The 23,014-nt window shown below is 56.1% G+C and carries 22 protein-coding genes; 16 read left to right on the top strand and 6 right to left on the bottom strand.

Annotated features, from left to right (window positions below; all coding sequences use genetic code 11):
• Window positions 1-132: 132 nt before the first annotated feature.
• The 3 genes from MTP37_RS08060 to MTP37_RS08070 all read right to left on the bottom strand — a co-directional run bounded on the left by MTP37_RS08060 (window position 133) and on the right by MTP37_RS08070 (window position 3,864).
• On the bottom strand, window positions 133-1,164 hold the full coding sequence (locus tag MTP37_RS08060; RefSeq protein ID WP_249236814.1) for a hypothetical protein: 1,032 nt from the start codon (window positions 1,162-1,164) through the stop codon (window positions 133-135).
• 101 nt (window positions 1,165-1,265) lie between these two features.
• On the bottom strand, window positions 1,266-2,807 hold the full coding sequence (gene cls / locus MTP37_RS08065; protein WP_249236815.1) for a cardiolipin synthase: 1,542 nt from the start codon (window positions 2,805-2,807) through the stop codon (window positions 1,266-1,268).
• Window positions 2,808-3,018: 211 nt separating this feature from the next.
• Window positions 3,019-3,864: a DegV family protein gene (locus MTP37_RS08070; RefSeq protein WP_249236816.1), complete on the bottom strand. Its 846-nt coding sequence runs from the start codon at window positions 3,862-3,864 to the stop codon at window positions 3,019-3,021.
• Window positions 3,865-4,131: 267 nt separating this feature from the next.
• Between MTP37_RS08070 and MTP37_RS08075 the strand changes: the two genes are divergently transcribed.
• Window positions 4,132-4,680: a DUF1836 domain-containing protein gene (locus MTP37_RS08075; protein WP_005938962.1), complete on the top strand. Its 549-nt coding sequence runs from the start codon at window positions 4,132-4,134 to the stop codon at window positions 4,678-4,680.
• Window positions 4,681-4,743: 63 nt separating this feature from the next.
• Here the strand turns inward: MTP37_RS08075 and prfB are convergent, their stop codons facing one another.
• Window positions 4,744-5,865 carry a peptide chain release factor 2 gene (gene prfB / locus MTP37_RS08080; protein ID WP_249236817.1) on the bottom strand — a complete coding sequence of 374 codons (1,122 nt, stop codon included), beginning with the start codon at window positions 5,863-5,865 and terminating at the stop codon, window positions 4,744-4,746.
• A gap of 212 nt (window positions 5,866-6,077) precedes the next feature.
• Between prfB and MTP37_RS08085 the strand changes: the two genes are divergently transcribed.
• Both MTP37_RS08085 and MTP37_RS08090 read left to right on the top strand, forming a co-directional pair.
• A complete protein-coding gene (locus tag MTP37_RS08085; protein ID WP_249236818.1) occupies window positions 6,078-7,049 on the top strand; it encodes an RING finger protein in 972 nt (323 codons plus the stop codon).
• Window positions 7,050-7,115: 66 nt separating this feature from the next.
• Window positions 7,116-7,991 carry a UTP--glucose-1-phosphate uridylyltransferase gene (locus MTP37_RS08090; RefSeq protein WP_249238714.1) on the top strand — a complete coding sequence of 292 codons (876 nt, stop codon included), beginning with the start codon at window positions 7,116-7,118 and terminating at the stop codon, window positions 7,989-7,991.
• Window positions 7,992-8,173: 182 nt separating this feature from the next.
• Here MTP37_RS08090 and MTP37_RS08095 read toward each other — a convergent pair whose 3' ends face one another.
• On the bottom strand, window positions 8,174-9,367 hold the full coding sequence (locus tag MTP37_RS08095; protein WP_249236820.1) for a cation:proton antiporter: 1,194 nt from the start codon (window positions 9,365-9,367) through the stop codon (window positions 8,174-8,176).
• Between the two features lie 329 nt (window positions 9,368-9,696).
• Here MTP37_RS08095 and rpsF point away from each other — a divergent pair, with 329 nt between their 5' ends.
• The 11 genes from rpsF (at window position 9,697) to MTP37_RS08150 (ending at window position 18,867) form a co-directional block, all read left to right on the top strand.
• A complete protein-coding gene (rpsF, locus tag MTP37_RS08100; RefSeq protein ID WP_005938979.1) occupies window positions 9,697-9,981 on the top strand; it encodes a 30S ribosomal protein S6 in 285 nt (94 codons plus the stop codon).
• 30 nt (window positions 9,982-10,011) lie between these two features.
• Window positions 10,012-10,494 carry a single-stranded DNA-binding protein gene (locus MTP37_RS08105; protein ID WP_249236822.1) on the top strand — a complete coding sequence of 161 codons (483 nt, stop codon included), beginning with the start codon at window positions 10,012-10,014 and terminating at the stop codon, window positions 10,492-10,494.
• Window positions 10,495-10,540: 46 nt separating this feature from the next.
• On the top strand, window positions 10,541-10,798 hold the full coding sequence (rpsR, locus tag MTP37_RS08110; protein WP_015538096.1) for a 30S ribosomal protein S18: 258 nt from the start codon (window positions 10,541-10,543) through the stop codon (window positions 10,796-10,798).
• Window positions 10,799-10,954: 156 nt separating this feature from the next.
• The gene (locus MTP37_RS08115) at window positions 10,955-11,671 is read left to right on the top strand and encodes a hypothetical protein (RefSeq protein WP_249236824.1); all 717 of its coding nucleotides are present in this window, start codon (window positions 10,955-10,957) and stop codon (window positions 11,669-11,671) included.
• A 359-nt stretch (window positions 11,672-12,030) separates the two neighbouring features.
• Complete coding sequence (locus tag MTP37_RS08120) at window positions 12,031-13,038, top strand: LacI family DNA-binding transcriptional regulator (RefSeq protein WP_249236826.1); 1,008 nt, start codon at window positions 12,031-12,033, stop codon at window positions 13,036-13,038.
• A gap of 71 nt (window positions 13,039-13,109) precedes the next feature.
• Entirely contained in the window at window positions 13,110-14,450 is a 1,341-nt protein-coding gene (locus tag MTP37_RS08125; protein WP_249236828.1) for an ABC transporter substrate-binding protein, read from the top strand.
• Between the two features lie 105 nt (window positions 14,451-14,555).
• Window positions 14,556-15,407 carry a carbohydrate ABC transporter permease gene (locus MTP37_RS08130; protein ID WP_249236829.1) on the top strand — a complete coding sequence of 284 codons (852 nt, stop codon included), beginning with the start codon at window positions 14,556-14,558 and terminating at the stop codon, window positions 15,405-15,407.
• Entirely contained in the window at window positions 15,407-16,249 is an 843-nt protein-coding gene (locus tag MTP37_RS08135) for a carbohydrate ABC transporter permease (RefSeq protein ID WP_249236830.1), read from the top strand. Before MTP37_RS08130 ends, MTP37_RS08135 begins: the two co-directional genes overlap by 1 nt.
• A 13-nt stretch (window positions 16,250-16,262) precedes the next feature.
• The gene (gene malQ / locus MTP37_RS08140; RefSeq protein WP_249236831.1) at window positions 16,263-17,726 is read left to right on the top strand and encodes a 4-alpha-glucanotransferase; all 1,464 of its coding nucleotides are present in this window, start codon (window positions 16,263-16,265) and stop codon (window positions 17,724-17,726) included.
• 273 nt (window positions 17,727-17,999) lie between these two features.
• A complete protein-coding gene (locus MTP37_RS08145; RefSeq protein ID WP_249236832.1) occupies window positions 18,000-18,458 on the top strand; it encodes a hypothetical protein in 459 nt (152 codons plus the stop codon).
• Between the two features lie 55 nt (window positions 18,459-18,513).
• Window positions 18,514-18,867: a hypothetical protein gene (locus tag MTP37_RS08150; protein WP_249236833.1), complete on the top strand. Its 354-nt coding sequence runs from the start codon at window positions 18,514-18,516 to the stop codon at window positions 18,865-18,867.
• A gap of 79 nt (window positions 18,868-18,946) precedes the next feature.
• On the opposite strand, the gene MTP37_RS08155 is transcribed toward MTP37_RS08150, so the two are convergent.
• On the bottom strand, window positions 18,947-20,236 hold the full coding sequence (locus tag MTP37_RS08155; protein ID WP_249236834.1) for a galactokinase: 1,290 nt from the start codon (window positions 20,234-20,236) through the stop codon (window positions 18,947-18,949).
• A 230-nt stretch (window positions 20,237-20,466) separates the two neighbouring features.
• On the opposite strand from MTP37_RS08155, the gene MTP37_RS08160 reads away from it, so the two are divergent.
• Window positions 20,467-21,327 (top strand): AraC family transcriptional regulator, encoded by an 861-nt coding sequence (locus MTP37_RS08160; RefSeq protein ID WP_249236835.1) that lies wholly within the window; start codon window positions 20,467-20,469, stop codon window positions 21,325-21,327.
• A gap of 12 nt (window positions 21,328-21,339) precedes the next feature.
• A complete protein-coding gene (rlmD, locus tag MTP37_RS08165) occupies window positions 21,340-22,989 on the top strand; it encodes a 23S rRNA (uracil(1939)-C(5))-methyltransferase RlmD (RefSeq protein ID WP_249236836.1) in 1,650 nt (549 codons plus the stop codon).
• Window positions 22,990-23,014: the final 25 nt, after the last annotated feature.

Consider the following 23,014-nt stretch of genomic DNA (forward strand, 5'->3'; position numbering starts at 1 on the left):
TGAGGGCATTTGGCAAGAGGAAATATAAAAGTTAGTGCATATTGTCCTTTATTTTTTTCTTTTCGTTTCGTCTCTTGTTGAATTGCACAAGTAAAAGAGGAAAGACACAGTGTCTTTCCCCTTTCCGATTGCTTATTCTTCTGCGAACGCTGCCAGTGCCGCCTTTTGCAGCTCTGTCACTGAAATAGTACATACAGCCGCAAGGTCGGCATCCGAGCCGTCATCCGGGATGGACGCCACCTCTGCGCGGGTCCGGCCCTTGAGGTAGTCGCACCAGCCCTCGCTGTGCTCATACCATTCTTTGTCCAGAGCGGATGCACCGCGCATCCCGTACTGATCGCCCTGCTCCAGCTTGGTTTTCACCAGCTCCGGTGCCGATACGGTGCCGTCCGCGCTCACCGTCAGGGCAGGCTCCGTCACGTCAGCGATGGCGCTGGTCACGCGGTCGTCGGCATCCAGCGTCAGAGCCGTCACCGTAATGTCCACCTGCGCGGTCACATCGTGGTCATCGTCGGCGGTCAGATCTTTGGTATCATTGCGCACCGACACGCCCAGCACAGCACGGTCGCCGCGGGCCGAACCCACCGCCTTTGCGTTCTCACAGGCGCGCACCACTGCATCCCGATAGCCGTCCACTGCAATGGTACAGCCGGAAAGCAGGTCGGCGTCCTTGGGCTTGCCGTCATCGTCGGTGGCAAGCTTTTTCACCTCGTCCGGCGTCTTGCCTGTGAGAAAATCGCCAAAGGCATCTGCCTGTTCTGTCCAGCCTTTTTTCAGCGAGGACACCGCAGCCAGCGGGTAGTCCTCCCCCTTCTGGCGCTTGGTAAGAGTTTCGCCGGGCATCGTCACCTTGCCGGTGCCGTCCCCTGTTACAGAGATCTCCACCTCATCCAGCATCACATCGGCCACTTTCCCCTCAGCATCCAGCAAAACGGCAGCAGCGATCGTGTTGATCTTCCCGGCACGCTCCTCTCCGTCCGCTTCCGTCAAGATGCCAAGGCCGGTGCGCCATGCGGCGTTCTGCGTGGTCTGGGACGAGCTGCCGCCCATGCCTGTGCTCATGCTTCCGGAAGAACCGGAGCCGCTCCCGCCGCAGGCGGTGAGTGTCAGCGCCGCCGCCAGCGTGCAGCCCAAAATCGTGCAGGATATCTTTTTCGTTATCATCGAAACGCTCCCTTTCCTGCCCCATCGTAAAGGGGCTTTTGGGCTAGTTTGCCCGGAAAGCAGCGGTTTTATTTTGTGTCTGCTGCAGTCTGTCGTTTCTTTTACATTAAAGGGCTCAGCAGCCGCAGCACGCTGTCCAGCACAGTGCCCAGCAGACCGGTATGGCAGTCCGATACCTGCACCTCCCGGCATTTGAGCAGTGTATCCCGCACGTCATCCCGCAGGACGGTCACCTGACTGTTGTTCTGCAGCAGCACGCCGCACTCGAAGTGCAGGAACAGGCTGCGGTAATCCATGTTGATGCTGCCCACCACAGCGGTGCTGTCGTCGCTCACCCAGCACTTGGCGTGCAGGAAGCCGGGGGTGAACTCGTAAATGCGCACACCCGCCCGCAAAAGCGGCAGATAGTACGACCGGCTCAACCGGAATACCAGCTTCTTGTCCGGGATGCCCGGCAGCACCAGACGGACATCCACCCCGCGCTTGGCAGCGTTTTTCAGCGCATCCAGCATTTCCTCGCCGATCGCAAGGTAGGGTGTATAGATGTAGACATACTGTTTTGCCTGCGCAAGGATATTCAGATAAACGGTTTCTGCCATGGGCTCCTCGTCCAGCGGACTGTCTGCATAGGGCTGCACCACGCCGTCCGATGTCGGCGGCACCAGCGGCATGGGGCGAAACGCATCATAATCCGTCTCGCTGGGGCGAAAGGCATTCCAGAAGTTGAGGAACATCACCGTAAAGTTCCACGCGGCGTCGCCTTCCACACGCAGGGCTGCATCCTTCCAGTAGCCGAAGCGCTGCTCGGCGTTGATATACTCATCTGCCAGATTCACACCGCCGGTGTAGGCCACCGTACCGTCAATGACTACGATCTTGCGGTGGTCGCGGTGGTTCATCACCAGCGAGATCAGGGGCACCACCGGGTTGAACGGAATGCAGCGGATGTGCGCCCGCTCCATCCGCACGATAAAATCAGCAGGCAGGCCCAGCAGGCTGCCAAAATCATCGTAGATCAGACGCACATCCACGCCCTGTGCCGCCTTGCGGCGCAGGACCTTCTCGATGCCATTCCACATGCAGCCATGGCTCACGATGAAAAATTCCAGAAAGATGCTCTTTTGAGCCTTTTCCAGATCGGTCAGCAGCTGCGGATACATCGCTTCGCCACTGGCAAAATACTGCGCACGGGTGTTCTGCCATGCCGGATAGGGACCATACTTTGCCACATAACGGCTCTGGCCCTGCCCGCCGGCATCCAGACTGTCCAGTACGCCCGGCTGCTGCTGCAGGTCTTTTTTATGTGCGCTGTCCACAGCATGCATTTTCAGGCTCAGGCGCTTGCTCGGGCGTTTGTTGCCAAAGGCCAGATACAGTGCACCGCCCAGCAGCGGCAGGATGCCGATCAATGCGATCCAGCCCACCTTATAGGCGCTGTTCTCGTCCTTGCGCACAAGGTACAGGATAATGAGCAGGCTCAGGGCGTTGAGCAGACCGTTCACCCATACACGGCCTGTACCGGTGGTAATGGAATAGAACACCCAGCACAGCCACAGCAGCTGCAGCGCTACCAGCACCACCGTGATGGTGACGCGGTTCAGGATGCGGTTAAAAAAGCGCATGATCGGCGAACGAAAAAACATCGGCCTGCCATCCTCCTTTATTATAATATGTGTAAGTATAGCGCGGTTTTGCAGCTTTTTCAAGATTTGCGTTGTTTCCTGATTCGCCCCGCAAAAAGCCGACCGGAAAAATCCGCAGATTTTTCCGGTCGGCAAACAAAGAAATGATTTTTTTCGTCAAAGAGACAGCTATTGCAGTTCCCGCGCAAATGCGGAGCCATTGAAAGCCGCTTTATGCTTCGGCTTCGCCGTCCTCAAAGCCCACCATCAGGCCGCCCTGCTCAGCGTAGTAGCTGCACAGGCCGCCGCACTCGGTGACATCCACCTGTGCGCCTGCAAACACCGCATGGATCATCAGCTTCAGGCGCTTGGCAGCTTCCGGGTTATCACAGTGGGCAATGTGCACTTTGCCATCGGTAAAGCCGTGATCCTTCAATTCCAGCACGATGCGCTCCAGTGCGCCGTGCTCGCCGCGGGTCTTGCACAGCACCTCCAACTCACCGCTCTCGCTGGCCTGACCAATGACCCGGATGCCCAGCATCCGTGCCACGGCGGCAACGGCGGGCTTCACACGGCCGTTGCGGGCCAGATTTGCCAGCGATTCCAGCGAAAACACCAGATGCGTGTGCTTGTGGTAAGCCAGGATCGCCTCACAGATCTCGTCAAACTCCATCCCGATCCGGACGAGGTCCCGCAGACGCTCTGCCAGCAGACGCAGCTCCGGCCCGGCAGACAGGCTGTCCAGAACAAAAATACGGGCCTCCGGGTGTGTTTCCTTGTATTCTTCTGCTGCCAGCAGTGCAGCATTGTAGCTGCCGGACAGTGTGCCCGTGATGGTGGCAACAAAGATCTGCTCTGCACCCTCATAAGCAGCCAGCCAGTCTGCCACATTGGGGCAGGAGGTGCTGGTCTTGCCCTTGTAAGTACGCAGAGACCGGGCCATACCCACAGCATCCAGAGTGCCGTCATCCAGATATTCCTGTTCATCCGTGACGATCTTCAACGGCACACAGGCAAAATCCACGCCCGGCAGGGCATACAGGCTGGACGAAGAATCCACAACGATCTTGGTTTTCATAAAATGCACGCTCCAAATCTATTTTGTGATAGCAGGTCATTTTTGTATTTTCCGTGCCTTACACGCACTTCTGCCTGCATGGTTTTTCGGTTCACTGCAGACATCATAGCAGTTTTTCAAAAACCTGTCAAGGGATTTTATGCATTCTTTCAAAAGTTTTAAAAATCCGTTGACCAAAGTACAGATTTGCGCTATAATACCGCCATAAAACCATTTTCTGTATCCCGCGCAGCCCAGCTGCGCCAACCTTAGAGAACTGCTTACGATATGAAAACTGAAACCAAATGCCGCGTTGCGGCCTGCGCCGCCGGGTTTGCCCTGCCCCGGTACGCCGATCTTCCGCAGATGGGGCTTTACCTTGACCAGACCGTGCAGTATGTCAACAGCTATTTCCGCACCTTTTGCGGCGTGGAGCTCACCTCTTCCATGGTAAGCAACTATGTCAAAAAGGGCATTTTGTCCCACCCGGTGCGCAAGAAGTATGCCCGCGATCAGATTGCATCCCTGATGTACATTGCAGTCTCCAAGACCGTTCTTTCGATGGAAAACATCGATGCCCTGTTTAAAATGCAGCGGGCACACTGTTCCGCCGGGGCAGCTTACGACTACTTCTGCGACGAGATGGAGAACTGCCTGCCGTTCGTATTCGGCTGCACCAGGGAGATCCGTGACCTTGCCGTGGATGCCGCAGATGAAAAGCTGCTTCTGCGCAGCACGATTCTTGCAGCGGCAAACAAAATGTATCTGGACTGCTGCTTCAACGCCCTGCGGCAGGAGGAAAACCTCTGGGACACCATTCTGCCCGATCTGGCATAAGAATACAAAAAAGCCGTGCCTCCACAAAAGGAAGCACGGCTTTTGCATTTTATACGTTCAAGATCAGGTATCCTGCAGTTCCCCGCGGCTTGCAGCCTTGAGGTATGCAAAGATGAAACCGTCCAGATCGCCGTCCATCACAGCGTCCACATTGCCGGTCTCGTAGTTGGTGCGGTGATCCTTGACCATGGTGTAGGGCATGAACACATAGCTGCGGATCTGGTGACCCCATGCGATCTCGTTCTGCACGCCCTTGATGTCGTCGATCTTATCCATATGCTGCTGCTTTGCGATCTGATACAGCTTTGCCTTCAGCATTTCCATTGCGTAGTCACGGTTCTGGAACTGGCTGCGCTGGGTCTGGCAGTTGACCACGATGCCGGTGGGCTTGTGGATCAGACGGACAGCAGAAGAGGTCTTGTTGATGTGCTGACCGCCGGCACCGGAGGAACGGTACACCTGCATCTCAATATCCTCGGGGCGGATATCCACCTGAATGGTGTTGTCCAGCTCGGGCATCACTTCCAGCGAAGCAAAGCTGGTCTGACGGCGGGCATTGGCGTCAAAGGGCGACACACGCACCAGACGATGCACGCCGTTCTCGCTCTTGAGCAGACCGTAGGCGTTGGCACCCTTCACCATCATGGAGGCGCTCTTCATGCCGGCTTCATCGCCGTCCTGATAGTCCAGCACCTCCACGGTCATGCCGTGGTTGGAAGCCCACTTGTTGTACATGCGGTACAGCATTTCGGCCCAGTCCTGTGCCTCGGTGCCGCCGGTGCCGGCATGGAAGGTGAGGATGGCGTTGCTGTGGTCGTACTCACCGTTCAGCATCGTCATGAGCTGCAGCTCATCCACTGCCTTGCCCACAGCGTTCACGGACTCCTCTGCCTCGGGGATCATGGCAGGGTCGTATTCTTCATCCAGCATTTCCAGCATGGTCTCAGCGTCATCGTACAGGCCCTGCAGCTTTTCAAAACGGCTCAGCTTGCCCTTCAGGTCGCCCACCTCGTCAAACACCTTTTTGCTCAGGTCTACATCATCGTAAAAACCGGGGCGGGACATGGTGTGCTCCAGCTCCTGCACGCGCTTGCGGGAGGCATCGATGGCCAGAGCCTCTTCCAGGTCCTTGACCGCCTTGCCGTAATCGGCAAGCTGCACCTTCAGTTCGTCAATCGTGATCATTCTTTCAGTTCCTCTCGAAATGATAATAAGGTAAAGTCTTTCATTTTCAAAAGACACAGTTTATACACAGATACTTCACTAGTATACCGAGAATCTGTGTTAAAGTAAAGAGGTAAATGGATTATCCTGCTGGAATTTTGAAGATTTTTGCCTTTTCTTTTCGTTCTCAGGGGAGTATAATACCAGTATGAATCATATAACAGGAGGAAATCATGCCGAAATATTATGGCTGTCCCTGCGAAGGCTGCGGCAGACCTCTGGCGCTGACCGATGATATCGTGGTCTGCCCGGACTGCGGCGCACCCTATCACCGCGAGTGCTACGAGAAGCTGGGCCGCTGCATCCATACCCCCGCCCACGGCGCAGGCTATGAATGGAAGTTTCCGTACAAGGATGAAGAACTGCGCACCTGCCCCAGCTGCGGTGAGCGCACCCTGCGTTCTGAGACGGTATGCCGCTGCTGCGGTGCCGTCATGCCGCCGGAGGATCAGTGCCCGGATCCTTCCGCCCAGACTGCTTCCGGCGCAGACCAGAACCGATTTGATTATGATGATCTTTACCGCCAGTACCAGCAGACCGTGGAAGAACCCACCCGCCGCAATGTACAGGCGGCCTTTGGCAAGGAAGAGCTGATCGACGGTATCCCCTACAGCGACTGGAACGATTACATCGGCAAGGCCGCGCCTGTCTATCTGAACGACTACAGCCGGATGCAGCTGCAGCACACCAAGATCTCCATGTGCCTCTCGGCGCTGGTGTTCGGTCCGTTCTATTTCTTCTATCGCAAAGCGTGGAAGCCTGCCTTTGGTTTTCTGGCCGCAGAGCTGGTGCTGGCTCTGCCCACCCTGCTGAGCATGATGCAGGCCACCGGTAGTCCGCTGACCGCCGGCATCAGCAGCACGGTCATCGTTATACTGTCCCGCATTATGACGGTGCTCAGTTTTGCGCTGGTGATGCTGCGCACTCTGTATGCCAAATGGCTGTATCGCAAAAGTGCAGCCGAACGCATCCGCCGCATCCGTGCCGAGTTCCCGGATGCTGCTCAGCGCCGTGCGGTCCTGTCTGCGCAGGGCGGCGTGAGCATCGCCGGTGTGATTGGTGCCTTTGTACTGCTGATGGTGCTGGGTGCCTGCGCTACCGTGCTCATGGGTCCGAATCTGGACGCTTTGGTCGGGATGTTCTGATCTGCAATGCCGCCTGCAAAGGCTGGCATTGCGGATTTCAAAATAGTAAGGAGAATATGAATCATGATGAAGAAAGTCACAAAAGCTGTCATTCCTGCCGCCGGTCTTGGCACCCGCGTGCTGCCCGCTACCAAGGCCATGCCCAAGGGTATGCTGCCCATTGTGGACAAGCCTGCCATCCAGTATCTGGTGGAAGAGGCGGTGCGTTCCGGTATCACTGATATTCTCATCATTCTGGGCCGCAACCAGAGCATCATTGAGGATCACTTTGACCGCAGCCCTGAGCTGGAAGAAAAGCTGGCAAAGCCCGGCAAGGAAAAGGCTCTGGAAGAATGTCTGGGCATTGCCAACATGGCAAACATCTTCTTTGTGCGCCAGAAGCAGACGCTGGGTCTGGGCCATGCCGTGAACACCGCCAAGGCCTTCACCGGCGACGATCCCTTTGTTGTCATCTACGGTGATGACGTGATCTGGGGCGAGGACCCGGTCTGCGCTCAGCTGATCCGCGCCTACGAGGAGTTCGGCCGCCCGGTCGCGGGTGTTTCCGCTGTGCCTTGGGAGGATGTGAGCCGGTACTGCAGTCTGAAGACCACCCCCATCCACGACAACTACTTCTTTGTGGATGACATGATCGAGAAGCCCAAGAAGGGGCAGGAGTTCAGCAATTACTCCATTCTGGGCCGTGTGCTGCTGACTCCGCAGATCTACGAGATCCTCGCCCACACCAAGCCCGGTGCCGGCGGTGAGATCCAGCTGACCGATGCCATGGCCGAGTATGCCCGTACCTGCGGCGGAATGACGGCCGTAGAGTTCACCGGAAAGCACTACGACATGGGCAACAAGCTCAAGGTGGTAGAGGCTCAGGTGGAGCTGGCCCTGCAGCATCCGGAGATCGGCGAAGCCTTCCGTGAGTACCTGAAGGAGTTCTGCAAGACACTGTAAAAATGATGTTGCTGCGCAAATGATGTTCTTCAAATGATGTTTTGCTTCGCAAAAATGATGTGCGCTGCGGCGCATGAAGGACGATACGACAGCAAAAAAAACACCCCGGAATGCGAAAGCTTCCGGGGTGTTTTCATTGCACCGCTGTGCGGTGCACATCATTTGCGCAGAAACATCATTCTTTATTCCGCCTGACTGGGGTGCAGCTGCGGCGGCATTTTGGTAAAGAGAGCCTTGAGCACCAGCGGCGTTGCCACACTGGACACCACGATCAGCAGGATCACAGCGGTAAAGTAGACCGAGTCCACCACGCCGACATCCAGGCCCTTTTGGGCCACGATCAGTGCCACCTCGCCGCGGGTCATCATGCCAACGCCGATCTTGAGGGAGTCGCCCCAGTTAAAGCGGCAGAGTTTTGCGGCCAAACCGCAGCCGATGATCTTGGTGATAAGTGCCACAATGACGAAGCAGACACAGAACAGGAAGATTTCCGGCGTCAGGCCGCTGATGTCGGTCTTCAAGCCGATGGATGCAAAGAAGATGGGTGCAAAAATGATATAATTGCTGATGTCCACGCGGCGCTCCACGTAGGGGGCATCGTCCATGGTGCACAGAACGATACCTGCGATATAGGCACCGGTGATATCTGCAATGCCGAAGTATTCCTCGGCGATGTAGGCCATGGCAAAGCAGAACGCCATGCTCACGATGGTGATGCGCTGGGTGTGGGGATTGCGCTTGTCCAGCCATGTCATAGCAAAGTGAGCCACAACGCCCACGCCCACGGCAGTGGCAAAGAACAGCACCGTATTGATGAGCACCTTGCCCAGACCTGTGCCGGTACCAGAGCTTGCGCCCAGTACGCAGGTGAGGACTACGATGCCGATGACATCATCAATGACGGCGGCACTGACGATGGTAGTGCCGAGAAAGCTCTTCAGGTGGCCCAGCTCCTGCAGGGTCGCCACCGTAATGGACACGCTGGTGGCGGTCATGATGGTGCCGATGAACAGGGCACGGTAGAACTCAGGGCTGCCCACGGCAGAGAAGCCGTAGAACGCACTGTACAGCAGGGTGCCGCCCACCAGCGGAACGGCAACGCCCACGCAGGCGACCAGGGTGGCGATGGGGCCGGCTTTGATAAGTTCCTTCAGATTGGTGCCAAGGCCCGTGGTGAACATCAGCATGACCACGCCGATCTCCGCAAAGGTGGAGATGGCATCACTGGTCTGCACGAGGTTCAGGATGCACGGACCGATGAGCAGGCCGGCAATGATCTCGCCCACCACCTGCGGTGCCTTGCACTTGCGGGCCACAAGGCCAAAGAACTTTGCGCTGAGGATGATAATTGCCAGGTCACGGAAAACCAAATACACAAAGAATCCTTCCTTTACTATAAAATTCCTAGAACCATATATACTTTCCTTCCGAAGACGGATAACAGAGAACAGAGAAACGGCCGATCCTCGGCTGCCCCGCCGTTCATCCTCTGAAAGCGACTATATTATAGTCCTCTTTCACAAAAAAATCAAAACATTTTTTGTTGTATCTTTTTTCAGAAAACACTTGACAGATCCTTTACAGCTTGCTATAATAAGTTGCTGTCTGAACAGACACGCCGCACACAAGGCGCGACGCCGCGTTTTGTGTGTACCCTTGGTCCTGTGATTGCAGGACCCTTAAGTCCAAAAGGAGGTGCTACAAAATGGCAAAGTACGAAACCATGCTGATTACCAGCGCCGCTCTCGACGAGGAGGCTACCGCCGCTCTGGTTGGTAAGTTCAAGTCCCTGATCGAGGCTAACGGTACGATCGATTCCATCGACGAGTGGGGTAAGCGCCGTCTGGCCTATCCCATCAACGACGAGGAGGAAGGCGTCTACACCGTGATCGACTTCACCAGCGAGCCCAGCTTCCCCGCTGAGCTGGACCGTGTGTACAAGATCACTGAAGGCGTTATGCGCAGCCTGATCATTGCTCACGAGGAGTAATCCTTCCGTGACAGAAAGGGAGACCGTAGTATGTTGAATGTTGTTGCCATCATGGGCCGTCTTGTGGCGGATCCCGAACTGCGCACCACCCAGCAGGGTACCAATGTGTGCAGTTTCCGCATTGCCTGTGACCGCAATTTTGCGCGTCAGGGCGAGCAGCGTCAGGCCGATTTCATTGATATCGTCGCATGGCGCCAGCAGGCCGAGTTTGTTTGCAAGTATTTCCAGAAAGGCAGTCTGATCGCCATTGAAGGCAGTCTTCAGACCCGCCAGTATCAGGACAAGAACGGCAACAACCGCACCGCTGTGGAAGTGGTAGCCAACAACATCAACTTCGCAGGCCCCAAGAGCAGCAATGCAGGCGGCGGAGCAAATTATCAGAATAATTCTGCTCCCGCCTACCAGAACGCAGCGCCTGCCCGCCCGGCTGCTGTGGAGGCAGCTCCCAGCTACTCTGCCGGCAATGCAGACGATTTCGCTGTGATTGATGACAGCGACGACCTGCCGTTCTGACACGAAACGGTCAATCCGTTAAAAATTCAATAGGAGGTAATAAGCAATGGCTTTTGAAAGAACCGAAGGCTCTCGCCCCGCACGCCCCATGCGTCGCGGCCGCAAGAAGGTTTGCAGCTTCTGTGTCGATCGCATCGACACCATCGATTACAAGGACGTGCCCCGTCTGCGTAAGTACGTCTCTGAGCGTGCAAAGATCATTCCCCGCCGTGTGACCGGCACCTGCGCTTATCATCAGCGCGCACTGACCATCGCCATCAAGCGTGCTCGTCACGTTGCTCTGATGCCCTACGTCAGCGACTAATCTTTAAAGAATCAACCCAATCAAAATAATCAGCAATCAGCAAAGCGCTCTCACCGATGACAAGGTGGGAGCGCTTTTTTGTCTTTTCCTTTCTTCCCGGATGTGCTATACTGAGTTCAGGGGTTGTTTTATTATTTTTTGAGGAGGTTTTCTGTCATGAAAAAACGGTATCTTAGACTTGCGGCGCTGACAGCCGGTGTGCTGCTGGCTGCACAGACCGGTCTTTCCGCTGCTGCGCTTTCTACCTTTGATGCAGCATACTACGCTGCACAGTATCCGGATGTTGCGGCCGTATGCGGCAATGACGAAGGCGCGCTGCTGCGTCATTATCTGGATCACGGCATTGATGAAGGCCGCAAGCCTTCTGCGGACGGCATTGCCGGTGATGACGAGCTTTCTTTGACCGAAGCACAGTTTTCTTCCGTCTGGTCGCCGGTGGCCATCAACAAGCTGACCCACTACAAGTCCCTCAAGCGCAAATGCACCGATGAGGAGTTTGCGCAGGCATATCAGGAAGCGCTGAAGGTGGTCACACCGCTGGCGCTCATGAGCCGGGAAGACCAGCTTTACGGCATTGCCTCTGCCCTGCGTGCGGTGGTGGATGATGGTTCCATGGCTTACTCCATGGAAGCCAACCACTACAACGACCCCTACGGTTATTTTGTACTGCGCACAGCATCCTGTGCCGGGTGTGCCCGGGCCACCGCTCTGTGTCTGGACATTCTGGGCATCCCCTATGAGCATGTGAACGAGAACCAGTACAGCCACCAGTGGTGCCGCGTGCCCATGGAGGACGGCAGCTACTGGATCTGCGACGCGTTCGGCCTGTACTGCGGCCCGGAGCCCGAACCCTATCAGCACCCGTATTTTTGAAAAAGCGGATAAACCATTTCAAAACCATGCAATGCCCGGCAGGCTGTGTTATCTGCCGGGCATTGTTTTTTTATTTCCTTTCCCCTTTTATAAAACCACTGCTCTATGTCGAAAAGTTACAAATCGGTACGGTTTTACCGGTTGTTTCTGATTTGTACCGGGAATTTGCGGAACTATTGGCATGTTTTGATTTGCACGCAATCCAATCTGCACAAAAGCAGTTCCATATGTTATGCAATTTTCACGAAAACACTTTGGGGTTATTGATTTTTTATACAAATTATGCCATACTATAGCCACTGAAAACGTTCCCGACAACGTTCCCGAATATATTACCGAAAGTGAGGTACTCCGACAAAATGCCGAATCTGACCATCAAGGACATTGCCCGGATCAGCGGCTGCTCGGTGAGCACCATTTCTCGTGTCATCAACGACCGGCCCGACGTCCGGCCCGAGACCAAGGAACATGTGCTTACGGTAATGCGGGAGGCCGGGTTCGTGCCCAACACCAATGCACGACAGCTGAAGATCCAGCAGTCCCGCAGTCTGGTGTTCGTGGTCAAGGGTACCCGCAATCTCTTCTTCTCGGACTTCTTAGTCCAGCTGCAGCGGGCCGCTACCCTGTACGGCTACAATGGCATCGTTTCCTATCTGGATGAAAACGCCAACGAGATCGATGCCGCCGAAAAGATTCTGCGGGAGATCAAGCCCAAAGGCATGATCTTTCTGGGCGGCAGCGTAGCCAACTTCAAAAAAGGCTTTGCCAACATCACAGTCCCCTCGGTGCTGACCACACTGGTCTCCGACGAGCTGGACTTTCCCAATCTTTCCATGGTGGGCGTGGATGACCGCGCCGCAGCCTACGCTGCTGTGGACTACCTCATCCAGCAGGGACACCGCAAGATCGCAGTGCTGGGCGGTCCTGTCACCAGCTATCCCAGCGTGATGCGCCGCGAGGGTGCACAGCAGGCGATGCGGGACGCAGGCATCCTGTTCAGCGACAAGCTGTACGGCTTGTCCAACTACGATTTTGAGTCTGCCTATCATGCTGTGAACAGCCTTCTGGCCCGCCGGGCCGACTTCACCGCCCTGTTCGCCATGAGCGATGTAATCGCTTTAGGTGCCATCCGTGCGCTGGTAAGCGCCGGGCTGCGGGTGCCGGAGGATGTCTCGGTGATCGGCTTTGACGGCATCACGATGTCCCGTTACTGCGTGCCCGTGCTGACCACCATCGTGCAGCCCAGCGAACAGATCTCGCTGCAGAGCATTGAGCTGCTGGTGCGGCAGATCGAGCACGGTGCACCGGCCCAGACCATCACCTTGCAGCCGGAGCTGCAGCAGGGTGAGAGCGTGAAGGCCATCTAAACCTTGTACTCCCTCCGTCAGGGGACGGAGATTTTAAAATAGTTTATTTTTAATAAGAAGGAGAACTTATTATGAAGAAAATGATCACTCGTCGTAACTTCCTGAAGGCCGCTGGTGTTTCCGCCGCTGCTCTGGGTCTGGCTGCCTGCGGCGGCTCTTCCAACAGCACCGCTTCCTCTGCTGCCGGTTCTGCCGCTGCTTCCAGCACCGCTGCAAAGGCTGACGGCAAGGTCTACTACCTGAACTTCAAGCCCGAGCAGGATCAGGCCTGGCAGGATCTGGCTGCTGAGTACACCAAGGAGACCGGCGTGCCTGTGACCGTCGTCACCGCTGCTTCCGGCCAGTACGAGACCACCCTGATGAGCGAGATGGAAAAGAGCGAAGCTCCCACCCTGTTCCAGGTGAACGGCCCCGTGGGTCTGGCAAACTGGAAGGATTACTGCTATGATCTGTCCGGCAGCCAGCTGTACGGTGAGCTGACCAGCGATTCCTTCGCACTGAAGGATGGCGACGCTGTTACCAGCATCGCATACGTCATCGAGACCTACGGCATCATTTACAACAAGGAACTGCTGAGCGCCGCCGGCTACACGCAGGACGATATCAAGGGCTTTGCCGATCTGAAGAAGGTCGCTGACGATATTCAGGCACGCAAGGCTGAGCTGGGCGTGGACGGTGCTTTCACCTCTGCCGGCATGGACGGTTCTTCTGACTGGCGCTTCAAGACCCATCTGGCAAACCTGCCCATCTACTACGAGTACAAGGCAGACGGCATCAGCTCTACCGACGCCATCAAGGGCACCTATCTGGACAACTACAAGCAGATCTGGGATCTGTACATCACCGATTCCACCTGTGACCCCACCCTGCTGGCTTCCAAGACCGGCAACGATGCTGTGGCTGAGTTCGTGGGCAAGAAGGCTGTGTTCTACCAGAACGGCACCTGGGCTTACAGCGATGTGAAGGATCTGGGTGACGACAATCTGGGCATGCTGCCCATCTACATCGGCGTGGATGGCGAGGAGAATCAGGGCCTGTGCACCGGTTCCGAGAACTTCTGGTGCGTGAACAACACCTCTTCTGATGCCGACATTCAGGCTACTCTGGACTTCCTGTACTGGTGTGTCACCTCCGAGACCGGTACCAGCGCAATGGCCGACGACATGGGCTTCGTCATCCCCTTCAAGGCTGCCAAGGACTCCACCAATCCTCTGATCGCCATTGCAAACGATTACGTTGCCGCGGGCAAGACCAGTGTTGACTGGTGCTTCTCCACCATGCCTTCTGAGGAGTGGAAGAACGGCGTTGGTTCCGCTCTGACCGCTTACGCAGCAGGCACCGGCGACTGGGACGGCGTTGTGACCGCCTTCGTCGATGGCTGGGCTAAGGAGTACAAGCTGGCAAACGGCTAACCCCCTGGACAGATTCACTGAAACAGAACTGAATCGGGAGGCGGGCGAAGAAGTTCGCTCCGCCTCCCCTTTTTTGTTAACCACTCCGCATATAGGAGGTACATCATGCAAAAAGCCATCAGTAAATACTGGCCGGTGTTCGTGCTGCCTACCCTCATCGCGTTCATCATCGGCTTCATCTGGCCCTTTATCTGGGGTATTTACCTTTCGTTCCAGCGGTTCACCACTGTGAGCAAGACCACCTTTGTGGGCATTCAGAACTACATCAGCGTATTTCAGGATGCCACCTTCCTGCACGCGTTCGGCTTTACTGCGGCGTTCACTGTAGTATCCACCGTGCTCATCAACGTCTGCGCCTTTGCCATTGCGCTGGCGCTCACCCGCGGCATCCGCGGCACCAACATCTTCCGTACCGTCTACTTCATGCCCAACCTGATCGGCGGCATCCTGCTGGGCTACATCTGGCAGATCCTGCTCAACGGTGTGCTGGCAAACCTGCAGAAGCCCCTGCTGGCGCTGGATGCCAAGGCCGGTTTCATCGGTCTGGTCATTCTGATGTGCTGGCAGCAGATCGGCTACATGATGATCATTTACGTTGCCGGCCTGCAGAGCGTGCCCGGTGACCTGATCGAGGCCGCTAAGATCGACGGTGCCAACGACCGCGAGATCCTGTTCAAGATCAAGATTCCCATGGTCATGCCCAGCGTGACCATCTGCACCTTCCTGACCCTGACCAACAGCTTCAAGCTGTTCGACCAGAACGTTGCCCTGACCGCAGGCGAACCCGCCAACGCCAGTGAAATGCTGGCCCTGAACATCTACAACACCTTCTATGGCCGTTCCGGTGCCCAGTGGAAGGGCATCGGTCAGGCAAAGGCTGTGGTGTTCTTCCTGATCGTTGTGGTCATTTCTCTGATCCAGCTCCACTTTACCCGTTCCAAGGAGGTGCAGCAGTAATGCCTAAACAGAAAAAAATGTGGGATAACGTCCTCACCGTCATCATGTCTCTGCTGAGTCTGCTGTGGATCTACCCCATCGTGCTGATCCTGCTGAACAGCTTGAAGGTCGAGGGTACCTTTACCACCTCCACCGTGTTCAAGCTGCCTACCGCAGAGACCTTTGCGGGTCTGAGCAACTACGTTTACGGCGTCACCAAAATGGGTTTCCTTTCCAGCCTTGGCTACAGCCTTGTCATCACCGTTACCAGTGTGGCGCTGATCCTGCTGTGCTGCTCCATGACCGGTTGGTACCTCACCCGCGTGAACAACAAGCTGAGCAAGTTCATGAACCTGCTGATCGTGTTCTCCATGGTCGTTCCCTTCCAGATGGTCATGTTCACCCTGTCCAAGACTGCTGACCAGCTCAATCTGAACACCCCCTGGAACATCTGCATCATCTATCTGGGCTTCGGTGCCGGTCTGGCCGTGTTCATGTTCACCGGCTTTATGAAGAGCGTGCCCATGGAGATTGAGGAAGCTGCCATGATCGATGGCTGCAACCCCATCCAGATCTTCTTTAAGGTCGTATTCCCCATCCTCAAGCCCACCATGATCTCCACCGCCATCCTCGAGACCATGTGGGTGTGGAACGACTACCTGCTGCCCACGCTGGTGCTGGACATCAAGAAGTATCGTACCATCCCCATGGCCATCCAGTATTTCCGCGGCGGCTACGGCCGTGTGGAGCTGGCTCCCATGATGGCCTGCATCATCATTGCCATCATCCCCATCATCATCCTGTACATGACCTGCCAGAAGTACATCATCGAAGGCGTTGTGGCAGGTGCCGTGAAGGGCTAAGGAGGTGCGCACAATGCGTACAAGCGGCATTTTGATGCCTGTTTTCAGCCTGCCGGGCCCCTTTGGCATCGGTACGCTGGGAAAAGAGGCCTTTGCATTCGTGGATTTTCTGGCCGAGGCGAAGCAGGCCTTCTGGCAGATCCTGCCCATCGGCCCCACCGGCTACGGCGACAGCCCCTACCAGAGCTTTTCTGCCTTTGCCGGCAACCCTTATTTCATTGATTACCGCCTGCTGGCTTCTGACGGCTGGCTGACCGCTGACGAGATTCCTGCGGAAAGGCCCGTCGGACCCATCGATTATGGTGCGCTCTACAACGAGCGGCCCGTTGTCCTGAAAAAAGCAGCGGATCGTCTGCTGGCCTCCCCTTCCCCCGCTTATGAAGCCTTCTGCCGCGAACACAGCTTCTGGCTGGAGGATTATGCCCTGTTCATGGCGGTGAAGGCCGCGCAGGGGCAGGCGGGCCTTGCCGACTGGCCAAACGCGCTGCGCTGCCGCGAGCCGGAAGCCATTGCCGCAGCCAAGGCAGAGCTTGCCGGGAGTATCGACTACTACAAGGCTGTGCAGTTCTTCTTCTACACCCAGTGGAGCGCCCTCAAGGCCTATGCAAACGCAAAGGGCATCCGGCTGGTGGGCGATATCCCCATCTATGTCAGCCCGGATTCCAGCGACCTGTGGACCCACCCGGAGCTGTTCCAGACCGACGGCACCATGCACCTGACGCAGGTGGCCGGATGCCCTCCGGACGCATTTGCGGCAGACGGACAGCTGTGGGGCAACCCGCTGTATGATTGGCCCGTTCACAAGGCCACCGGCTTTGCATGGTGGAAGCAGCGCATGAAGTACGCCACCTCCATTTATGATGTGGTGCGCATCGACCATTTCCGGGGCTTTGAGAGCTACTACTGCATCCCCGCCGGGGACAAAACGGCGGCGAACGGCCATTGGGAAAAGGGCCCCGACCGGGACTTCATCCATGCCATGCACGAAGCGCTGGGCGATGGCAGCATCATTGCCGAGGATCTTGGCTACCTGACCCCGGAGGTCAAGACCATGCTTTCTGCCAGTGGCTACCCGGGCATGAAGATCATGCAGTTTGCCTTCGACAGCCGCGAGTCCGGCAACTATCTGCCCCACACCTACCACCGCAACAGCGTGGTGTACACCGGCACGCACGATAATGTGACGACAGAAGGCTGGCGCATCAACGCCAGTGCAGAGGACGTTGCCTATGCCTGCCGCTATCTGCGCTGCAAGCCCGAGGAACTGACCGAAGCCATGATCTGCGCCTGCCTTGCCAGTGTTTCGGACATGGCCATCATCCCGCTGGCAGACTGGCTGCATCTGGGCAGCGAGGCTCGCATCAACACCCCCAGCACGCAGGGTACCAACTGGCAGTGGCGGCTCTCCACCCCCCTGCCGGAAGGCCTTTCTGCTCACATTGCCGGTCTGACCGTGCTGTATGAGCGGGTTGCGTAAAATTTTGCATTCTCTTCAAAGCATCTGCACGGATCCGTGCGGATGCTTTTTATTATTGCACCGGAACATTTTTTCGGAACCGGAATTGGGTCACGCCGCACGGTTTTACACTGACGTTCGTCATTTTGCCGCTTGCTTGTAACAATTTGTTCACAAATGTATCATGATTTTACGCAGCTCTGCTCTTGTTATTTTGACACAGTTATGCTACAATTCAGATAGTATATTATCTGCCTTTATGCAGATTCCACTATGGAAAGGAGTTTTCCCATCATGGACCATCTCTATCAGACCACCATGCTTTTACCGGCTTCCTACGCCGTTATTTCCGAAGAAGAAATGACCTATCTGGACGGCGGTAAGGAGATTCTTCTTGGCAGTGTGTTTGGCTACGACATCACCTTCAATACTGATCAGTTTGTCATCTTCTGCCAAAGCGCTCTTGTCAATGCGCTCCTTCTGGGCGGCAGCTATTCCCTCAGTTACATCAAAAACACCATTGTCAGCGGAGCCAACAATGGCCTGTCCCCGGCTGGCACCTTCTACCACACCTGGGATAAGCTGAACGGCTGGAGCAAGCTTGCTCTGTTTGGTATTGGTACTCTGGCAGGTTATTATGCATACGGTCAGGTCGTAAGCATTATCCGTACGGTCAAGAACATCTACAACGACCTTGTGAACCCCATGCCTGTTTTCAACAACGGACAGGCTTCTGATACGGCAGCCGCCTGATTCCTGCGTTTGACCCTGAGGTAGCAGATCTATTTGTCGGAAAGGAGCTTCATCCATGAAAAACCTTCAGATGCCTCATTCTTACGCCTCTGTCCCGGAAGAGGAACTGTATTCCATTTCCGGCGGCGGACCGTTGGGCGATGCGCTGGATCTTTTCTTCAGCAATCTGCGTCTGGATGATTTCTTCTTTGGCGGCGGGTTGATCTCGTTTTCCTTCACCTTTGTTCCTCTTCTGCTGTTCAATGTGGTAAAGACCGGCTTCAATTTTGTGGTCGGTGCTTATGACACGATCTCCGACCTGTTCCATTTTTCCCGTGAGGAAAAGGAAATGGTGGAGTATCTCTCGGATCAGCAGCAACGAAAACAGCAGGCACAGCATCCGACCAACGGCTTTATGTCTGGCTGCTGATTTTATCCGTTTCTCATTCTTACACATAAAAAGCATCTGCGGTATATATCACACCGCAGATGCTTTTCTTTTTGCTGTTTCAGCCTACCCGCACAGCACCTTGTTCCCGCAGGCGAAGCACATAGCAGCTGCCTGCACCGAACGCCCGCTCGATCTCGCTATGATAGCGTTCCAGCAGTTCCTTGGGCACATAGGCCTGAATGGTTCCTGCAAAGCCGCCGCCCTGCATCCGCCAGGCACCGCTGCCCTGCAGGATGCACTGGCTCAGCGCCAGCGCCACGGAGAGCCCCTGATGCCGCACATCCGTGCTGCAATAGACATTCTGACACAACGCAAAAGAGGCCCGGCCACTTTCTAGAACCAGCGCAGCAAAAGCTGCAAACTTTCCCGCCTGCAGCGCGTCCCGCTGTGCAAGCGTACGGGTATTTTCTTCAAAATAGTGAATGGCCCGCAGCACAGCCCTGTCGCCGCATTTTCTGCGCAGCTCAGGCAGCGCCGCCCAGAATTCGCTTTCCGTCACCTGTCCCAGAACCTTTTTGCCCAACGTCCCGGCCACCTGCTCCATCTCTTTCCGGATGGCTGCAAACTCGCTTGTCAGTTCACTGTGACTGCCGCGCGTATCCGTAACGCACAGGCTCATACCCGGCGGCAGCAGGCCGTCCGTATGGATCTTTTCGATCTGCGGCGATGCCGGATCTGCAAAGTCTGCAAAGATGATGCCGCCCACCGCACTGGTCAGCTGATCCAAAAGTCCGCTCGGCTTGCCAAAGTAGGTGTTTTCTGCGTACTGGCAGATCTTCGCCAGCTCCGTAGGGGCAAGGCCGCAATCGTACTCCCCGTTCCAGATGACCGCCATTCCCATTTCAAAGGCCGCAGAGCTGGAAAGTCCGGACCCGCGCAGCACATCGCTGGCAGTATAGGCATCAAAGCCGCCCACCTTTTTTCCAACGGTCCGGAACCCCTCCGCAATGCCGCGGATCAGACTGGCGGAGTGGGTCTCCTCCCCTTCCTGCGGGCCTGCTACAGTCAGATCAATGACATCCAATTTGTTGAACCCACGGGACTTTACCCGGACATAGCCATCCGTATTGCGGGCTGCGACCGCCACAAGGTCCAGTGTCACCGCCGCCGCAAGGCCGTAACCGTGCTGGTGGTCGGTATGGTTGCCGCCCAGTTCTGCACGGCCCGGTGCTGAATAGACCTGCACCTGCCTGCCCGGGCCGAAATACAGCTCAAACTGTTCCAGTGCGGCGCAGTACCGCGCACGCTGGCGGCAAAGCTCCTGTTCCGTATTTCCGTACAATGCCCGGAGCTTTGGGTCCCACTCCCCTGCCGCGATCCGCTGCCGAAGCTGTGTGCTGGTCGCCATGACGATCCCTCCCTCAGAATGCTGTCTTGAGATAGACGGGTTTGTTATGCCTATTGTAATGCATCCAGCCCCTTTTTTCAATTTCCATCGCAGAAAAAGCACGAATTTTGGCGTCCAGCTCAAAGAATAAGATGTACTTTTGTTGAACTTGCAGGCAGATGTGTGGTATACTTATCTCAATGTCGGGCAGAAAGCTGCCTGCAATATGACAAAGTGGAGGAAACGCGGCTATGGCGGACGTATACAAGCAATCCTTCAAGCAAAATTATACCAACAATATTGAGCTGTCCATTTTCAACTGCGGTATCGAACGCTGTGCTCCGGGGCAGACCTGGGGCCCCGGCATCCGGGATCATTACCTGATCCATCTGGTGCTTTCCGGCAAGGGTGTATTCGAGGTGGGCGGCCGCACCTGGGAAGTGAGCCCGGGAGATCTGTTCTTTGCACGGCCCAGCCAGCTCATCCGTTACACAGCCGATGAGCAGCAGCCGTGGGAGTACAGCTGGGTCGGTTTTAATGGCGCATGTGCCCATAAACTGACTGCACAGCTGCCTTTTACCGATGACTCGCCTGTGCATCACACACAGGATCCGGAGGGAATGCGTACCGCACTGGCCAACATTTATTCCTCCCGTGGGCTGCAGCCTCAGGACGAAGCCGCCATGGTGGGATATCTGTACCTGTTCATTGCTTCCCTGATGAAGGAGACCAGCGTCGGCAAGCCTCACACGGCTTCTTCTTCCAGCCAGTATGTGCTCAATGCAATCAAGTATATCCAATTCAATTATTCTCACGATATCTCCATCGACGATGTGGCAAAAAGTGTAGGCGTATCCCGCAGCCACCTTTATCGTGTGTTCATGTTGAATGTAGGCAAGAGCCCCATCGATTACCTTACCGAGTACCGTATCAACGAAGCCTGCAAGCTGCTGCGTGCAGGCAATCTGTCCATTGCGGAGGTCGCTGTTTCGGTAGGCTTCTTCGACCAGTTCTATTTTTCGCGGGTATTCAAGCGTGCCAAGGGCGTGCCGCCCAGCAAGTATTTTGCGGCACAGGCAGATGCCCCTGCCGACGGCACCGACCACCAGTAAAGGAGACCCTTCATGCCCTTACAGAAAAATCAAGTTCTCACTCTGCAGGTGGAGCGCCTGTCCAGCGATGGCAGCGGTGTCGCCCACAGCCCGGAGGGTGAGACCGTGTTCATTCCCGGTGCAGCGCCCGGCGATGAAGCCCGGGTACGCATCGTCAAGGACTGCAAGCGCTACGCTTTCGGCATTCTGGACGAGGTGCTCACACCCTCGCCCGATCGCATCCCGGTGGACTGTGCTGTGGCCGGTCCCTGCGGCGGCTGCAGCCTGCGGCATCTGGACTATGCCGCCGAGCTCCGCGCCAAGCAGGAGAATGTTGCAGACGCCTTTGCACGCATCGGCGGGCTGGATGTTCCGGTCCTTCCCATCGTAGGCTCCCCGGAGATCGACCGATACCGCAACAAAGTCCAGTTTCCGGTCGGAACAGACAAAGCCGGCCACCCCTGCATTGGTTTTTATGCCGGGCGTACCCACCGTATCGTTCCCTGTCCGGACTGCCGCCTGCAGCCCGGCGTACTGAATGAGATCGGCAACACACTGTGCGCATTCTTTGCAGAAAAAGGCATCCACCCCTACAATGAGGAGACCGGCAAGGGCCTTGTACGGCATATTTTCCTGCGCCGCGGTGCACACAGCGGACAGATCATGGTTTGTCTGGTATGCACTCGTGCCAAGCTTCCTTCAGCCGAAAAGCTGTGCACCCGGCTGAAGGAGGCGTTTCCGGACATTGTCACCATCCTGCTGAATGTCAACGCAAAAAACACCAATGTCATCCTTGGTTCCGAGACTCACACCCTGTATGGACAGGGGTATATTGAAGACACCCTCTGCGGCGTCCCGGTGCAGCTTGGCCCGCTTTCGTTTTATCAGGTAAACACGCTTGCCGCTGAGCAGCTCTACGGCATCGCTGCCGAATACGCCCAGCTGACACCGGATGACCTTTTGCTGGATCTCTACTGCGGCATGGGCACCATCGGCCTTTCCATGGCAGACCACTGCCGTGAGCTGGTGGGCGTAGAGATCGTACCCGAAGCCATCGAAAGCGCCAAGGCCAATGCCGCCCGCATGGGTACAGCGGTTTCCGCCAAGAGCCGCTTCTTCTGCGCCGATGCCGGGCAGGCGGCCGCACAGCTGGCCGCCGAGGGCCTGCACCCGGACGTCGTGATGCTGGACCCGCCCCGCAAGGGCTGCGACGAGGCCACCCTTTCTGCCGTGGTACGCATGGCCCCCCGCCGGGTGGTCTACGTCAGCTGCAACCCCGCCACCGCCGCCCGGGACGCCGCATGGTTGGAACAAAATGGGTATCACGCAGAAAAAGTGCAGCCTGTGGATCTGTTTCCAAGGACGAAGCATTGCGAATGTGTCATTGCACTTTCCAAGGGTGAGATCGACTCCAAAAAAGTCCGTGTAGAGTTCTCTTTGGAGGGCATGGACACTTCAGGATTGCAAAAGGGTGCGACCTATCCTGAAATCAAGGCCCGTGTGTTGGAACAGACTGGGCTGAAGGTTTCTTCCCTGTATATCTCGCAGGTCAAGCAGAAATGCGGTCTGGAGGTACGAGAGAGCCACCATAAGGCGAAGTCCGAAAATGTGAAGCAGCCTCAGTGTCCGAAAGAAAAAGAGGATGCGATCGTGGAAGCGTTGCGGCATTTTCAGATGATTTGATAAGTTGAAGCAACCTGCTGATGCT

Origin of the sequence: Faecalibacterium sp. HTF-F, from assembly GCF_023347535.1 — a bacterium.
Taxonomy (GTDB): domain Bacteria; phylum Bacillota; class Clostridia; order Oscillospirales; family Ruminococcaceae; genus Faecalibacterium; species Faecalibacterium wellingii.

What these genes read in the sequence shown, in the direction of transcription:
- MTP37_RS08060 (WP_249236814.1), bottom strand. Translation starts at nt 1,164, where the DNA reads ATGATAACGAAAAAGATATCCTGCACGATTTTGGGCTGCACGCTGGCG.
- cls (WP_249236815.1), bottom strand. Translation starts at nt 2,807, where the DNA reads ATGTTTTTTCGTTCGCCGATCATGCGCTTTTTTAACCGCATCCTGAAC.
- MTP37_RS08070 (WP_249236816.1), bottom strand. Translation starts at nt 3,864, where the DNA reads ATGAAAACCAAGATCGTTGTGGATTCTTCGTCCAGCCTGTATGCCCTG.
- MTP37_RS08075 (WP_005938962.1), top strand. Translation starts at nt 4,132, where the DNA reads ATGAAAACTGAAACCAAATGCCGCGTTGCGGCCTGCGCCGCCGGGTTT.
- prfB (WP_249236817.1), bottom strand. Translation starts at nt 5,865, where the DNA reads ATGATCACGATTGACGAACTGAAGGTGCAGCTTGCCGATTACGGCAAG.
- MTP37_RS08085 (WP_249236818.1), top strand. Translation starts at nt 6,078, where the DNA reads ATGCCGAAATATTATGGCTGTCCCTGCGAAGGCTGCGGCAGACCTCTG.
- MTP37_RS08090 (WP_249238714.1), top strand. Translation starts at nt 7,116, where the DNA reads ATGAAGAAAGTCACAAAAGCTGTCATTCCTGCCGCCGGTCTTGGCACC.
- rpsF (WP_005938979.1), top strand. Translation starts at nt 9,697, where the DNA reads ATGGCAAAGTACGAAACCATGCTGATTACCAGCGCCGCTCTCGACGAG.
- MTP37_RS08105 (WP_249236822.1), top strand. Translation starts at nt 10,012, where the DNA reads ATGTTGAATGTTGTTGCCATCATGGGCCGTCTTGTGGCGGATCCCGAA.
- rpsR (WP_015538096.1), top strand. Translation starts at nt 10,541, where the DNA reads ATGGCTTTTGAAAGAACCGAAGGCTCTCGCCCCGCACGCCCCATGCGT.
- MTP37_RS08115 (WP_249236824.1), top strand. Translation starts at nt 10,955, where the DNA reads ATGAAAAAACGGTATCTTAGACTTGCGGCGCTGACAGCCGGTGTGCTG.
- MTP37_RS08120 (WP_249236826.1), top strand. Translation starts at nt 12,031, where the DNA reads ATGCCGAATCTGACCATCAAGGACATTGCCCGGATCAGCGGCTGCTCG.
- MTP37_RS08125 (WP_249236828.1), top strand. Translation starts at nt 13,110, where the DNA reads ATGAAGAAAATGATCACTCGTCGTAACTTCCTGAAGGCCGCTGGTGTT.
- MTP37_RS08130 (WP_249236829.1), top strand. Translation starts at nt 14,556, where the DNA reads ATGCAAAAAGCCATCAGTAAATACTGGCCGGTGTTCGTGCTGCCTACC.
- MTP37_RS08135 (WP_249236830.1), top strand. Translation starts at nt 15,407, where the DNA reads ATGCCTAAACAGAAAAAAATGTGGGATAACGTCCTCACCGTCATCATG.
- malQ (WP_249236831.1), top strand. Translation starts at nt 16,263, where the DNA reads ATGCGTACAAGCGGCATTTTGATGCCTGTTTTCAGCCTGCCGGGCCCC.
- MTP37_RS08145 (WP_249236832.1), top strand. Translation starts at nt 18,000, where the DNA reads ATGGACCATCTCTATCAGACCACCATGCTTTTACCGGCTTCCTACGCC.
- MTP37_RS08150 (WP_249236833.1), top strand. Translation starts at nt 18,514, where the DNA reads ATGAAAAACCTTCAGATGCCTCATTCTTACGCCTCTGTCCCGGAAGAG.
- MTP37_RS08155 (WP_249236834.1), bottom strand. Translation starts at nt 20,236, where the DNA reads ATGGCGACCAGCACACAGCTTCGGCAGCGGATCGCGGCAGGGGAGTGG.
- MTP37_RS08160 (WP_249236835.1), top strand. Translation starts at nt 20,467, where the DNA reads ATGGCGGACGTATACAAGCAATCCTTCAAGCAAAATTATACCAACAAT.
- rlmD (WP_249236836.1), top strand. Translation starts at nt 21,340, where the DNA reads ATGCCCTTACAGAAAAATCAAGTTCTCACTCTGCAGGTGGAGCGCCTG.